Raw genomic sequence first — 13329 nt, 5'->3', positions numbered from 1 at the left:
TCACCGCGTGAGCAGCCCCTACCAGAGCCTCCAGCGCACGGAGGCCGTCGCCCGGCACGAGCTCCTCGACGTGGAGGAGTACGACGTCCGCCTCGACCTCGCCGCCGACGACTCGACCTTCGGGTCGGTGACCACGATCCGCTTCACGAGCCGCGGGGGCCCGACCTTCGTGGACCTCAAGCCGGTGCGGGTCAACGAGATCCGGTTCAACGGCTCGACGCTGGACGCCGACCTGCTGGACCGTGGCCGGCTGCCGCTGGAGACCGTCGAGGGGCACAACGAGCTCGTCGTCGACGCGGTGATGCCCTTCCGCAACGACGGCGAGGGGCTGCACCGCAGCACCGATCCGGCGGACGGCGAGTCGTACGTCTACGGGATGATGTTCATGGACGCCGCGCCGTCGGTGTTCGCCTGCTTCGACCAGCCGGACCTGAAGGCGCCCTACACCGTGCACGTGCGGGCGCCGCGGGACTGGACCGTGATCGCCAACGCGCCGGGCACCAACCCGGAGCCGGGCGTGTGGGAGTTCGCGCGCAGCCAGCCGCTGTCGACCTACTTCGTCACCGTGGTGGCCGGGCCCTACCACGTGATCCACGACCAGCACGACGGCATCCCGCTCGGTCTGTCCGCGCGCAAGAGCATCGCCGGTGCGCTGGAGGCCGACGCCGACGAGCTCTTCACGATGACCAAGCAGTCCTTCGACGAGCTCCACCGCCTCTTCGGGATCCGCTACCCCTTCGGCAACTACCACCAGGCGTTCGTGCCGGAGTTCAACGCCGGCGCGATGGAAAACCCTGGCTGCGTGACCTTCCGCGACCCGCTGGTCTTCACGAGCCGGGTCACCCGCGGCATGCGGATCCAGCGCGCGTCGACCCTGGCGCACGAGATGGCGCACCAGTGGTTCGGCAACATCGTCACGCCGAAGTGGTGGGACGACCTGTGGCTCAACGAGTCCTTCGCCGAGTACATCGGCAACCGGGTCACCGCCGACGTGACCGAGTACGACGACGCCTGGGTCGACGTCGCCTACGCGCGCCGCCAGTGGGGCCTGTACGCCGACCAGCGGCCGAGCTCGCACCCGGTGGCCGGCAACGGCGCGGTCGACGCGACCGCGGCGCTGCAGGACTTCGACGGCATCTCCTACGCCAAGGGCTCGAGCATCCTCAAGCAGCTCGCGGCCTCGCTGGGCGACGAGGTGTTCTTCGCCGGCGCCATCGACCACTTCACCCGGCACCGGTTCGGCAACGCCACCATGCACGACCTCCTCGAGTCGTGGGAGCGGGCCGGCGCGGGCGACCTGTCGTCGTTCACGTCGAGCTGGCTGCGCACGGCCGGCCCGGACACGATCGTGCTCGACCGCGGCGCCAACGTCGTCCGTCGTACCCCGCCGGCCGAGCACCCCGCCGACCGCTCGCACACGTTCCGGGTCGCGGTCGCCACCGACGGCAAGTGGAGCACCCGGACGCTGACCATCGAGGGGCCGGAGACGCCGTTCGTGGTCGACGGCGAGGCGGTCGTGCTCGACCCCTACGAGGACTCGTGGGCGGTGCTGGTGCCCGACGCCGACACCGTCGCCCAGCTCAAGACGCTGCTGCCCGCCGTCGAGGACGAGGGCCTGCGGGCAGGGATCTGGAACAACCTGCGCAGCGCCTTCCACGTCGGCGAGGTATCGGCGGCGGACGTCGTCGACCTGGTCGTCGCGAGCCCCCCGGTCGAGTCGACCGAGGACAGCAAGCGCCGTCTCGGGTCCTGGCTGCTCAGCGACGTCCTGCCGCTGGCGCCGGCCGGGTCGATCGAGCGGGTCCACGCGGCCGCGCTCGACAAGGTCGGGACCACCCCGGCCGGCTCGGAGCACCAGCTCGCCGCCCTGCGGATGGCGATCTCGACCTCGACCGATCCCGCGGAGCTGCGCGGCTGGCTGGCCTCGACGCCCGCCGGGATCGACCTCGACGTCGACCTGCGCTGGCGCGTGCTCGTCCGGCTCGCCGCGCTCGGCGCGACCGACGCCGCCGAGCTCGACGACGCCCTCGCGGCCGATCCCAACGGGGTGTCGCGCGTCGAGCACATGCGCGCCCGGGTCTCGCTGCCCACCCCGGAGGCGAAGGAGCTCGCCTGGTCGGTCTTCACCGGAGCGCACGACGTGGCCAACTACGAGCTCGAGGCCGCCGGTCTCGGCATGTGGCGAGGTGGGCAGGAGGAGCTGGTGGCGCCGTACGTCGACCGCTACTTCGACGAGCTCCCCGCCACCGTGGGGGTGCGCAGCGGGTGGGTGCTCGCGGACGCGACCGAGTTCTTCTTCCCGGCCACCTCGCTGTCGGAGTCGACGCTGGAGCGGGCCCGCGCGCTGGCCGCCGACGCGTCCCTCCCGCTGTCGGTGCGCCGCCGGCTGGGCGACTGCGCCGACGACATGGCCCGCAAGCTCCAGAGCCGGCACGCGTTCCCGGCGTGAGCCCAGAGTGAGCCCGGAGTGAACCCGGCGTGAGCACCCACCGCGCCCGCCGTCCCGGACCGACGGTCCGGACCCGCGTGCACGAGCTCACCACCGGCGGCGAGCGCCGGCACGAGGACCGGCTCGCGACCGAGGAGCCGCTGGAGATCCGGCTCGCGTGGCCGGGCGCCCCCGCCCGTCGGGTGTGGGTGACGATGCGGACGCCGGGCCACGACTTCGAGCTCGCGGCGGGATGGCTGGTGCACGAGGGCGTCTGCGCACCGGGTGCGATCCGCGGCGTGGCCTACTGCACGGACGACGCGCTGAGCGACGAGGAGGAGTTCAACGTCGTCACGGTCACGCTCTCCGCTCCCCCGCAGCGCGACCCCGGCCACCGGCACGTCGGGCAGTCGTCCGGCTCCTCGGCGTGCGGCGTCTGCGGCAAGGACTCGGTCGCGGAGGCGGTGGCGGCACCCGCCGGCCCGCGCTGGACCGGGGCGCTGCCGGCGCCCGACGTTGTGCGCTCGCTGCCGGCGCGGCTCCGCGAGGGCCAGCAGGTGTTCGGGCGCACCGGTGGCGTGCACGCCGCGGCCCTCGCCACCGCCCACGGCGACCTGCTCGTCGTACGCGAGGACGTCGGGCGCCACAACGCCCTCGACAAGGTGACCGGCGCTCGGGTGCTGGCCGGCGACCCGCCCGCCGAGGCGTGCGTCGTGGTCAGCGGCAGGGCCGGGTTCGAGCTCGTCCAGAAGGCGGTCGCCGCCGGCGTCGGGTCCCTGGTCGCCGTGGGCGCCCCCACGTCGCTGTCGGTGCGGCTGGCCGAGCAGTCGGGGCTGGCGCTCTACGGCTTCGCCCACGCCGACCGGTGCGTCCGCTACGCCTGACGCCGGGAGTAGTGCCGAGCTCACTGCTGGGTACGGGCAGGGCACGTGCTGATCAGGAGGACGGGCTTGATCGCCCAGCAGCTCACCCGCGGTGCCGCCACCCTCGGCGGTGGCCTGCTCGCCGGCGCCACGCAGGCGATCGGCGCGCTGCGCACCGCCGCGAAGCCGCTGCACCCCGACGGCGAGGTGTACGCCGGCGGGCTCGCGCGACGCGGCACCGCCTTCGGCCCGCACACCGGAGTGCCGTGGATCGACGAGCCGGGTGCGGACGACGTCGTCGTCCGGCTCTCCCGCGCGGTCGGGCTGCCCGACGGGGTGCCCGACATCCACGGGCTCGCGCTGCGCGTGCTCGGCCCGGACGGCCCGGCGGACGTGCTGTTCGCCAACACCGGCACCCGGCGGCTGACGCGCTTCGCCCTCACCGCCAGCCGGCACCCCCGGGCGCGGCCGATGACCACGCTGCTGCCCTACCGGGCGCCGTCGGGCCCGGTGCTGCTGCGGGTCGACAGCGCCGGTCCCGGGTCCTACGAGCTCTCGTGGGCGCGGCCGTCGAGCCGCTGGCACCCGTTCGCCACGCTGCACGTCGACGAGCGCCTCGGCGACCCGACGGTCTCGTTCGACCCAATCGTGCACCGGCTCCCGGGCCTGGCGCAGTACCCCGCGGTGCTGCGGCTGCGCGAGCCGGCGTACCGCCGCGCCCGCCGGTCGCGTGCCTCCTAGGCCAGACTCCTGGCCAGACGCCTAGACGGCCAGCCGGTCGAGGACCTCGGTCATCTGCTTCTCGGTGTCGTTGGCGACCTTCTCGAACACGAGCTTGACCGCGGGTGCGGTGAGCTTCGCGGCGCCGTTCATCGTGATGACCGCCTCGTAGGTGACCTCACTGCCGCCGCCCCGGGGCACGACCGTGATCGTGTCGGTCGACGTCGCGGTCTCGTTGCGGCCCACGAACACCAGGCGGTCGGTGCCGAGCTCGGTCAGCTCGTAGGTCAGCTCGGTGGAGATGCCGGCGATCTTGGACTCGTTGCGCCACGTGCTGCCGCGGCGGACCGGTCCCTGGTCGAGGCGGGTGCACCGCTGCGTGCCCGGGTCCCACTCCTCCGCGTGGGAGAACTCCTTGAGGTAGTCGATGACGACGTCCGGGGTCGGGCTGACGGTGAAGGTGCGACGTACGGTGGTCATGGCGTGCCGTCCTGGTGTGGGAGTGCTGGTCGTGGTTCGGTGCCCAGCGGCCTCCGGATTGGTCGCGGTCCGCAGATCACACCCGACCGCTCGGCGTGGGTGCGAGGCGGTGTCGGTGCCGCCTCCTAGCGTTGCGGTGTGCGCATCCTCCACACCTCCGACTGGCACCTCGGGCGGTCCTTCCACCGCGAGGGCATGCTCGGGCACCAGGCTGCGTACGTCGACCACCTGCTCGAGGTCGTCGAGCGGGAGCGGGTCGACCTGGTCGCCGTCGCCGGCGACGTCTACGACCGGGCCCTCCCCCACGTCGACGCGGTCCGGCTCGCCGACGAGACGCTCGCCCGGCTCGCCGCGAGCCGGGCCCAGGTCGTGCTGACCAGCGGCAACCACGACTCCGCCCAGCGGCTCGGGTTCAGCTCGCGGCTCATCGACGCGGCCGGCGTCTTCATCCGCACCGACGCCGCCACCGTCGGGACGCCGGTCGTCCTCTCCGACGAGCACGGCGACGTCGCGGTCTACGGCATCCCCTACCTCGACCCCGACTCGGTCCGCGAGCCCTGGCAGCTGCCCGCCCGGTCCCACGAGGCGGCCCTCGACGAGGCCATGCGCCGGGTGCGCGCCGACCGCGCCACCCGCACGAAGGGCACCCGATCGGTCGTGCTGGCGCACGCCTTCGTCGCGGGCGCGCAGCCCAGCGAGTCCGAGCGCGACATCAGCGTCGGGGGCGTGTCGATCGTGCCGACCAGCACCTTCACCGGCGTCGACTACGTCGCCCTCGGTCACCTCCACGGGCGGCACCAGCTCACCGACGCGGTGCGCTACTCCGGCTCGCCGCTCGCCTACTCCTTCTCGGAGGCCGACCAGGTCAAGGGCTCCTGGCTCGTCGAGCTCGGCCCGGAGGGGCTCAGCGATGCGGAGTTCGTGGCGGCCCCGGTGCCGCGCGCGCTCGCCCGGCTGCGTGGCACCGTCGACGAGCTGCTCACCGACCGGTCGCTGAAGCGGCACGAGCACTCCTGGGTCCACGCGACGTTGACCGACGCCGTGCGCCCGCTGCAGGCGATGGAGCGGCTCCGTGCGCGCTTCCCGCACACGCTGGTCATCGCCTTCGAGCCGGCCGGCCAGGGCGCCAGCGCCGTCCCGGTGGCCCGCACCCAGGGCCGGTCCGACCACGCGATCGCGCTCGACTTCGTCGCCGAGCTGCGCGGCGCACCCGCCAGCGAGGCCGAGTCCGCCCTCCTCCAGGCGGCCACCGAGGCCTGCTGCGCCGACGACCCCGACCTCGACGTCCTCGTGTCCGCCGGCACCACGGAGGGCCTCTGGTGAGGCTCCACCGACTCCGCGCGACCGCGTTCGGCCCGTTCGCCGGCACCATCGTCGTCGACTTCGACGCGCTGTCGACCGCCGGACTCTTCCTGCTCTCCGGTCCCACCGGCGCCGGCAAGACGAGCGTCCTCGACGCCGTCTGCTTCGCGCTCTACGGCGACGTCCCCGGCGACCGCAACGCCGCGAAGCGGCTCCGCTCCGACCTCGCCGTCGCCGCCACCCGCCCCGAGGTGGAGCTCGAGGCGACGCTGTCGGGGCGCCGGTTCCGGATCACCAGGTCCCCGGCGTGGGAGCGACCCAAGAAGCGCGGCGAGGGCACCACGACCGAGCAGGCCTCGGTCGTGATCGCCGAGCGCGTCCACGGCGCCTGGGTCACCCAGTCCACCCGGCTCGACGAGACCGGTCACCTGGTCTCCGGGCTCCTGGGCATGAACGTCGCCCAGTTCACCCAGGTCGCGATGCTCCCCCAGGGCCGGTTCCAGGCCTTCCTCCGCGCGAAGTCCGAGGAGCGGCACCGGCTGCTGCAGCAGCTCTTCCGCACCGGCCGCTTCGAGGACGTCGAGAAGTGGCTGCGCGACCGGCGCCTCGACCTGCGGCGGCGCACCGAGCAGGCCCGCGAGACCGTCTCCGACCTGGTCAGCCGGGTCAGCGAGACCACCGGCACCGATCTGCCGGAGGACCTGGCGCCGGACGCGTGGGCGCGTGACCTGCACGCCGCCGCGATCGCGGCGTGCACCGCGGCCGGTGCCACCGCCGAGCACGCGGCGGCCGCCGAGCTCACGGCCCGCACCACCCTCGACGCGGCCCGCGACCTCCACCAGCAGCGGGCCCGCGTCGACGCGGCCCTCGCCGAGCGCCGACGGCTCGACGCGTCCGGCGAGGAGCATGCCGCGGCCCAGCGCCGGCTCGAGGCCGCTCGCCGCGCGGCCGGCATCGTCCCGCTGCACCGGGTCGCTGTCGCGGCCCGTCGTACGCACAGCGCCGCGCGCACCGCCGTCGTGCGGGAGGACCGACCCGAGCTGGAGCACGAGCTCGCCGGCGCGGTCGAGGGCGCCGCGCGGATCCGCGCACTCGAGCCGCTGGCCCGTCGACTCGGGGTCGTCGGCGCGGAGTTCTCCCGGCTCGAGCACCGGGCCGAGGAGCTGGCCGCGTCCGGTGAGCGCGCCCGCATCGACAGCCGCGAGCTGGTCGTCCGGCTGACCCAGCAGCTGCGCGAGGCCGAGGACGCCCACGTCGCCGCCCGGCAGCACACCCTCGACCAGCGCGAGCGCGCCGTCAGCCTGCGCGAGCAGCGGGTCAACGGGATGGCGGCGGAGATCGCGGCCGGCCTCGTCGTCGGCGGCTCGTGCCCGGTCTGCGGGTCGTGCGACCACCCGCACAAGGCTGTCGCGCACCACGACGCCCCTGACGAGGTCGCCGAGAAGGAGGCCCAGCGAGCCGCCGACGACGCCGCGGTGACCGAGTTCGCGCTCGCCGGCAAGGTCCAGGACCTCTCCGCGTCGCTCGCCGCCGCGACCGAGCGGGTCGACACGGTCCCGGCCGAGATCGCGACCGCGATCAGCGCGACCGCGGCCTCGCTGGCCGCCCTCGCGACCGAGGCCGCGGCCCTGCGCGACGAGCTGGCCGACTACGACGAGGAGCGGCTGGCCGTGCTCCGGCAGGCCGAGCACGATGCCCGCACGGCGCTCGCCGCGCTGGACCGCCTCGCCAGCGCGCGCGCCGCGCTCGCCGAGGCCGAGCAGGCGCTCACCGCCGCGGTCGTGCACGCCGGCTTCGCGGACGCCGACGAGGCGGTCGCGGCCGCGCTCGCCGAGCGCGCCTACGACGATCTCGCCCGCCGGGTCGCCGAGCACGAGCGCCGGCTCGCGGCGGTCGCAGCGGTGCTCGACGAGGCCGGCGCCGACGAGATCGCCGCCGCGGCACTCCCCGACCTGCGTGCGCTGGCCGAGGCCCACGACCTGGCGCTGCGCCGGCACCGGGAGGCACACGCCCACGCCGCCGAGACCGGTCGGCGCGCCGAGCGCCTCCGGCTGCTCACCACCGACCTGGACGCCGCTGTCGCGGCCTGGCGGCCGCTCCACGCCGAGCTCGACGTGCTCACGGGGCTCTCGGGCTTCGTCGAGGGCAAGTCGGCCGACAACCGGCTGCAGATGCGGCTGTCGGCCTACGTCCTGGCCTACCGGCTCTCCCAGGTCGTGGCCGCGGCCAACGAGCGGCTCGACCGGATGAGCGACCGCCGCTACACGCTCGAGCACACCGGACGGCGAGGCGCCGGCGAGACGCGCGGCGGGCTCAGCCTCGCCGTGCGCGACGACTGGTCCGGCGAGGCCCGCGACCCCGCGACGCTGTCGGGCGGCGAGACGTTCGTCGTCTCGCTCGCGCTGGCCCTCGGCCTGGCCGACGTGGTGACGCAGGAGGCCGGCGGCGCCGACCTCGACACGCTCTTCGTCGACGAGGGCTTCGGTGCGCTCGACGCCGACACCCTCGACGACGTCATGGACACCCTCGACTCGCTCCGCGACGGCGGCCGGGTCGTCGGCGTCGTCAGCCACGTCGCCGAGATGCGTGACCGGATCCCGACCCAGCTGCTCGTCTCCAAGTCGCGCGCCGGATCGACGGTGGCGATCAACCGCTGACGCGCGGGCCGCGCACGGCGTACGGTCGGAGCATGGCCTTCGACGTGGCCGCTGAGGCCTACGACCGGTTCATGGGTCGCTACTCGGATCCGCTCGCCACCGAGCTGCTGGCCGCCGTCGGCCCCACGGCCGGCGAGCGGGTGCTGGACGTCGGCTGCGGGCCGGGTGTCCTGACGCGGCGGCTCGTCGACGTCCTCGGGTCCGACCACGTCGCGGCCGTGGACCCCGCGCCACCCTTCGTCGAGGCCGCGCGTCAGCGTCTGCCGGGCGTCCGGGTCGAGCAGGCCCGCGCCGAGGACCTGCCCTTCGAGGACGACACGTTCGACCACGCGCTCGCGCAGCTGGTCGTGCCGTTCATGGCCGACCCCGCTGCCGGCCTTCGAGAGATGCGCCGGGTCACCAGGGCCGGCGGCACGGTCGCCGCGACCGCGTGGAACAACGCCGCCGGCGGGACCGGCCCGCTCTCGCCCTTCTGGCGCGCGGTCGAGGCGGTCGAACCCGGCGCCTACGACGAGGCCGGGCTGGTCGGCCAGCGCGACGGCGACCTCGTCGCCCTCTTCGAGGGCGCCGGCCTTCAGGAGGTCCGCCAGCTGACGCTGACGATCCGGGTCACCCATGCCTCGTTCTCGGAGTGGTGGGAGCCCTACACCGGGGGCGTCGGGCCCGCCGGCGACCACGTGGCCCGGCTCGACGAGGCAGGGAAGGGGCGCCTGCGCGTCCGCGCGCGCGAGCAGCTCGGGGACGGACCCATCACCATCACCGGCAGCGCGTGGTGCGCGATCGGGCGCGCCTGAGGCGACTCAGACGTCGACCGAGCCGTGGTCGGCGTCGTAGGTCTCGCCGGTGAGCTTGGTCTTGGCCAGGCTGATCAGTGACGCGATCCGGCTGCCGGGCGTGTCCCAGTACTCCCCGTGCTCCACGTCGACGCGCAGCAGCGTGGCGTTGGGGTCCTCCGGGCCTCCGGGCATCCAGGCCTCGGCGAACGTGGTCCAGAGCTTGCGCAGCTTCTCCTGGTCGTCCACCACGGTCGCGCGGCCGTAGGTCGCCGCCCACGAGTCGGCTGCCGAGAAGGTCACCGACACCCGGGGATCTGCCTGGATGGCCCGCACGTGTGCGGTGTCGCGGGCCGTGATGAACCACAGCTCGGCACCGGGGTCCACCTCCTGCCGGGCCATCGGGACGCTGCGCGGTCCGTCGGGGCCGAAGGTCGTGAGCATCGCGATCGGGATGCCGCCGATCACCTCGAGCAGCTTGGCGCGGTCGTCGTCAGTCACTTCTCGCGGGTACCCGCCCGCTCTCGCGCTAATCGCTGGACACCGTCCGATAGGTTCGCCGCATGGGCGCTCGCGAGCTGGATCCGACGTTCACCGCACTCCCCCACCGCAGGCTCGGTGACGCTGCGCTCGCCCGGGCGGCCGAGCTCGGCGCCAGCCACGCCGACTTCCGGTTCGAGCGGGTGCGCTACCAGGAGCTGGTTGCCCGCGACGGCACGCTCCAGGGCGCCAGTGACGTCGAGGACCTCGGCTTCGCCGTCCGGGTCGTGCACGGTGGCGCGTGGGGTTTCGCCTCCGGCGTCGTGCTCACCGCCGACGAGGCCGTCCGGGTCGCCGAGTCGGCGGTCGCCGTCGCGAAGGTCGCGGCCGAGATGACCAGCACTCCCGTCGAGCTCGCCCCGGAGCCGACGTACGACGACGTCACCTGGGTCTCGGCCTACGAGGTCGACCCCTTCCTCGTGCCGACCGCGGAGAAGTCCGCGCTGCTCGTCGGCTGGACCGACCGGCTCCGCACGGGCGCCGCCGTCGACCACGCCTCGGCCCACCTGCTCCAGGTGCACGAGTGCAAGTACTACGCCGACCTCGCCGGCACCCGCACCACCCAGCAGCGGATCCGTCTGCACCCCGGCTTCGAGGCCATGGGCGCCGGTGCCGACACGTTCGACTCGATGGCGAGCATCGCGCCGCCGGTCGGCCGCGGCTGGGAGTACCTCACCGGCGGCGAGCACGGCTGGGACTGGGACGCCGAGCTCGAGGAGGTGCCCGAGCTGCTCGCCGAGAAGCTCAAGGCGCCCAGCGTGGAGGCCGGGACCTACGACCTGGTCATCCACCCCTCCAACCTCTGGCTGACGATCCACGAGTCGATCGGCCACGCCACCGAGCTCGACCGGGCGCTCGGCTACGAGGCCAACTACGCCGGCACGTCGTTCGCGACCATCGACAAGCTGGGCTCGCTCCAGTACGGCTCCCCGGTTATGAACGTCACCGGCGACCGCACCGTCGAGCACGGCCTCGCGACGATCGGGTACGACGACGAGGGCGTCGCGACCCAGAGCTGGGACATCGTCACGGACGGCCGCTTCACCGGCTACCAGCTCGACCGCTCGATGGGGCACCTGCACCCCGAGCTCAACGGTGGCCGCTCGAACGGCTGTGCGTATGCCGACTCCCCCGGCCACATCCCCATCCAGCGGATGGCCAACGTCTCGCTGCAGCCGGCACCGGACGGCCCGTCCACCGACGAGCTGATCGGCCGGGTCGAGCGCGGCCTCTACATCGTCGGCGACAAGTCCTGGTCGATCGACATGCAGCGCTTCAATTTCCAGTTCACCGGGCAGCGCTTCTACGCGATCCGCGACGGGGAGCTGGTCGGCCAGGTGCGCGACGCGGCGTACCAGGCGACGACGACGGAGTTCTGGGGCTCGATGGAGGCCGTCGGCGGCCCGGACACCTGGGTGCTCGGTGGGGCCTTCAACTGCGGCAAGGCGCAACCCGGGCAGGTCGCGGCCGTCAGCCACGGCTGCCCGACCTCGCTCTTCCGGGGCGTTCGGATCCTCAACACCCTGAGCGAGGCGGGCAGCTGATGACGATCTCTCCGCAGTCCTTCGTCGAGCACGCCCTCGCCACGTCCGTCGCCGACGACTGCGTCGTCATCGTGCGCGACCAGACGAGCGCCAACCTGCGCTGGGCCAACAACACGCTCACCACCAACGGCGTCATGCACGGCGTCGACGTCACGGTGATCTCCTTCGTGCGCAGCGCGGACGGCGTCGCCACCGGCTCGGTCACCGGCACGGCGACCGACCAGGCCGGCGTGACCACGCTCGTGGACGCCGCCGACCGCGCCGCCCGCGCGTCCAGCCCCGCCGAGGACGCCGCCGACCTGACCCAGGACCGCGTCTCCCCCGACTGGGACGACCCGCCCCTGCCGACCGACATCCACGTCTACGATGCGCTCGCGCCGGCACTCGGCGAGGCGTTCGGACGCGCCTCGGCCGAGCGGCGCGTGCTCTACGGGTTCGTCAACCACGAGATGACCACGACGTACCTCGGCTCCACCACCGGACTGCGGCTGCGCCACGTCCAGCCGACCGGGCACTACGGCTGCACCGGCAAGCCGGCCGACCTCTCGACCAGCGCCTGGGTCGGCGGCGCCACCCGCGACTTCACCGACGTCGACCCGCTGGCCTTCGATGCCGAGCTCACCCGGCGGCTCGGGTGGGCGGCGCGCTCCGTCGACCTGCCGGCCGGCCGCTACGACACGATCCTGCCGCCGAGTGCGGTCGCCGACCTGATGATCGACGCCTACTGGTACGCCGGCGCGCGGGTCGCCCACGAGGGACAGTCCGTCTACAGCGACCGCGCCGGAGGCACCCGGGTCGGCGAGCGCATCGCGGCGGCAGGGGTCAACCTGTTCTCCGACCCGGCGTACGCGCCGATCCAGAGCGCGCCGTTCGTCACCGCGGCCCAGTCGAGCAACGAGTCCTCGGTCTTCGACAACGGCCTGCCCCTGGAGCGCACGGACTGGATCCGCGACGGCGAGCTCACCGCGCTCGTCCAGACCCGGCACTCGGCGACGATGACCGGCCTGCCCGTCACCCCCGCGATCGACAACCTGGTGCTCGAGGTCGAAGATGCCGCCGGCTCGATCGACGACCTCGTCGCCGGCACGGAGCGCGGGCTGCTGCTCACCTGCCTGTGGTACATCCGCGAGGTCGACCCGCAGTCGCTGCTGCTGACCGGGCTGACCCGCGACGGCGTCTACCTGGTCGAGGGCGGCGAGATCACCGGGGTGGTCAACAACTTCCGCTTCAACGACAGCCCGGTCGACCTGCTGCGCCGCTTCACCCACGCGTCGGCGACGGTGCCGAGCTTCAGCCGGGAGTGGGGCGACGACTACTTCTCGCGCACCGCGACCCCGGCACTGCGGGTCCCGGACTTCAACATGTCCAGCGTCTCCCAGGCCCAGTAGGAGATTCTTCGGTCTCGCATGCAACCGGCCGGACCGGCCGGGCGTATCCAGGGTGTTCGATCCACACCCACCAGAAAGCGATACCGAGATGCGATCCCAGCTCCTCACGGGCGCCCTGGCCGTCGCCGCGACCTCAGCCCTCGTCGGGCTGGGCGCGGGCACGGCCTCGGCCCAGAGCCCCGACCCCATGACCGAGGGCACCAGCCACGAGCGCGGCACCCTCATCGAGTGCACCGGCACGGTCGGCGACACGCCGGTCCGCGCGAACATCTACCAGAACCGGACCTTCGGCAACTTCCTCGAGCTGCTCGTCGCCGACGGCACGCCTGATGAGGCCGGCGCGTCGCTGGAGAAGAAGAAGCCGTTCGTCACAGGCACGAAGGTGCGTGCCGCCGCCAAGGTCGGAGGCCACCGCCTGACGATCACCGGCACGGCGAAGCCCACCGGCGAGACCGAGCACATCCGCGAGGTCATCCCCAACGACGGCGGCCTGCGCATCGTCACCACCGGCACGCACCTGTTGCTCGCGCCCGTCCTGACCGCCACGTACGACGGCGAGACCGGCGCGCTCACGTGCGACAACGCGTTCCGCTTCCGGCTGAAGGTGACGAAGACGTCGATCGTCGACTGACGC

General features: G+C 73.6%; 11 protein-coding genes. 9 read left to right on the top strand and 2 right to left on the bottom strand.

Annotated features, from left to right (window positions below):
• The first annotated feature begins 7 nt into the window (after nucleotides 1-7).
• From pepN to HZF07_RS03090, 3 genes are all read left to right on the top strand, one after another.
• A complete protein-coding gene (gene pepN, locus HZF07_RS03100) occupies nucleotides 8-2449 on the top strand; it encodes an aminopeptidase N (RefSeq protein WP_181644700.1) in 2442 nt (813 codons plus the stop codon).
• 29 nt (nucleotides 2450-2478) lie between these two features.
• A complete protein-coding gene (locus HZF07_RS03095; protein ID WP_309504341.1) occupies nucleotides 2479-3312 on the top strand; it encodes a formate dehydrogenase accessory sulfurtransferase FdhD in 834 nt (277 codons plus the stop codon).
• 66 nt (nucleotides 3313-3378) lie between these two features.
• Nucleotides 3379-4032, top strand: a complete 654-nt coding sequence (locus HZF07_RS03090; protein ID WP_198346526.1) for a hypothetical protein — start codon at nucleotides 3379-3381, stop codon at nucleotides 4030-4032.
• Between the two features lie 21 nt (nucleotides 4033-4053).
• Here the strand turns inward: HZF07_RS03090 and HZF07_RS03085 are convergent, their stop codons facing one another.
• The gene (locus HZF07_RS03085; RefSeq protein WP_157346876.1) at nucleotides 4054-4491 is read right to left on the bottom strand and encodes an SRPBCC family protein; all 438 of its coding nucleotides are present in this window, start codon (nucleotides 4489-4491) and stop codon (nucleotides 4054-4056) included.
• A 138-nt stretch (nucleotides 4492-4629) separates the two neighbouring features.
• Between HZF07_RS03085 and HZF07_RS03080 the strand changes: the two genes are divergently transcribed.
• Genes HZF07_RS03080 through HZF07_RS03070 form a run of 3 tightly spaced genes read left to right on the top strand, consistent with a single transcriptional unit; the run spans nucleotide 4630 to nucleotide 9244 of the window.
• Complete coding sequence (locus tag HZF07_RS03080; protein ID WP_181644699.1) at nucleotides 4630-5814, top strand: exonuclease SbcCD subunit D; 1185 nt, start codon at nucleotides 4630-4632, stop codon at nucleotides 5812-5814.
• A complete protein-coding gene (locus tag HZF07_RS03075; RefSeq protein WP_181644698.1) occupies nucleotides 5811-8450 on the top strand; it encodes an AAA family ATPase in 2640 nt (879 codons plus the stop codon). Before HZF07_RS03080 ends, HZF07_RS03075 begins: the two co-directional genes overlap by 4 nt.
• Nucleotides 8451-8482: 32 nt before the next feature.
• A complete protein-coding gene (locus HZF07_RS03070) occupies nucleotides 8483-9244 on the top strand; it encodes a class I SAM-dependent methyltransferase (protein ID WP_157346875.1) in 762 nt (253 codons plus the stop codon).
• Nucleotides 9245-9250: 6 nt separating this feature from the next.
• Here HZF07_RS03070 and HZF07_RS03065 read toward each other — a convergent pair whose 3' ends face one another.
• Nucleotides 9251-9724: a pyridoxamine 5'-phosphate oxidase family protein gene (locus HZF07_RS03065; protein WP_157346874.1), complete on the bottom strand. Its 474-nt coding sequence runs from the start codon at nucleotides 9722-9724 to the stop codon at nucleotides 9251-9253.
• A 62-nt stretch (nucleotides 9725-9786) separates the two neighbouring features.
• Here HZF07_RS03065 and HZF07_RS03060 point away from each other — a divergent pair, with 62 nt between their 5' ends.
• The 3 genes from HZF07_RS03060 to HZF07_RS03050 all read left to right on the top strand — a co-directional run bounded on the left by HZF07_RS03060 (nucleotide 9787) and on the right by HZF07_RS03050 (nucleotide 13326).
• Nucleotides 9787-11307: a TldD/PmbA family protein gene (locus tag HZF07_RS03060; RefSeq protein ID WP_157346873.1), complete on the top strand. Its 1521-nt coding sequence runs from the start codon at nucleotides 9787-9789 to the stop codon at nucleotides 11305-11307.
• Nucleotides 11307-12695: a metallopeptidase TldD-related protein gene (locus HZF07_RS03055; RefSeq protein ID WP_157346871.1), complete on the top strand. Its 1389-nt coding sequence runs from the start codon at nucleotides 11307-11309 to the stop codon at nucleotides 12693-12695. The genes HZF07_RS03060 and HZF07_RS03055 overlap by 1 nt, the downstream gene beginning before the upstream one ends.
• Before the next feature lie 88 nt (nucleotides 12696-12783).
• Nucleotides 12784-13326, top strand: a complete 543-nt coding sequence (locus tag HZF07_RS03050) for a hypothetical protein (protein WP_157346869.1) — start codon at nucleotides 12784-12786, stop codon at nucleotides 13324-13326.
• The last annotated feature ends 3 nt before the right edge of the window (nucleotides 13327-13329 follow it).

It is taken from the genome of Nocardioides agri (assembly GCF_013778305.1).
Taxonomy (GTDB): domain Bacteria; phylum Actinomycetota; class Actinomycetes; order Propionibacteriales; family Nocardioidaceae; genus Nocardioides; species Nocardioides agri.
Note: the sequence above shows the minus strand (reverse complement) of the source record. Positions and strands in the feature narration are given on the sequence as shown.

Coding starts and splice junctions, on each gene's coding strand:
- HZF07_RS03085 (WP_157346876.1), bottom strand. CDS start 4,491: ATGACCACCGTACGTCGCACCTTCACCGTCAGCCCGACCCCGGACGTC.
- HZF07_RS03070 (WP_157346875.1), top strand. CDS start 8,483: ATGGCCTTCGACGTGGCCGCTGAGGCCTACGACCGGTTCATGGGTCGC.
- HZF07_RS03060 (WP_157346873.1), top strand. CDS start 9,787: ATGGGCGCTCGCGAGCTGGATCCGACGTTCACCGCACTCCCCCACCGC.
- HZF07_RS03055 (WP_157346871.1), top strand. CDS start 11,307: ATGACGATCTCTCCGCAGTCCTTCGTCGAGCACGCCCTCGCCACGTCC.
- HZF07_RS03050 (WP_157346869.1), top strand. CDS start 12,784: ATGCGATCCCAGCTCCTCACGGGCGCCCTGGCCGTCGCCGCGACCTCA.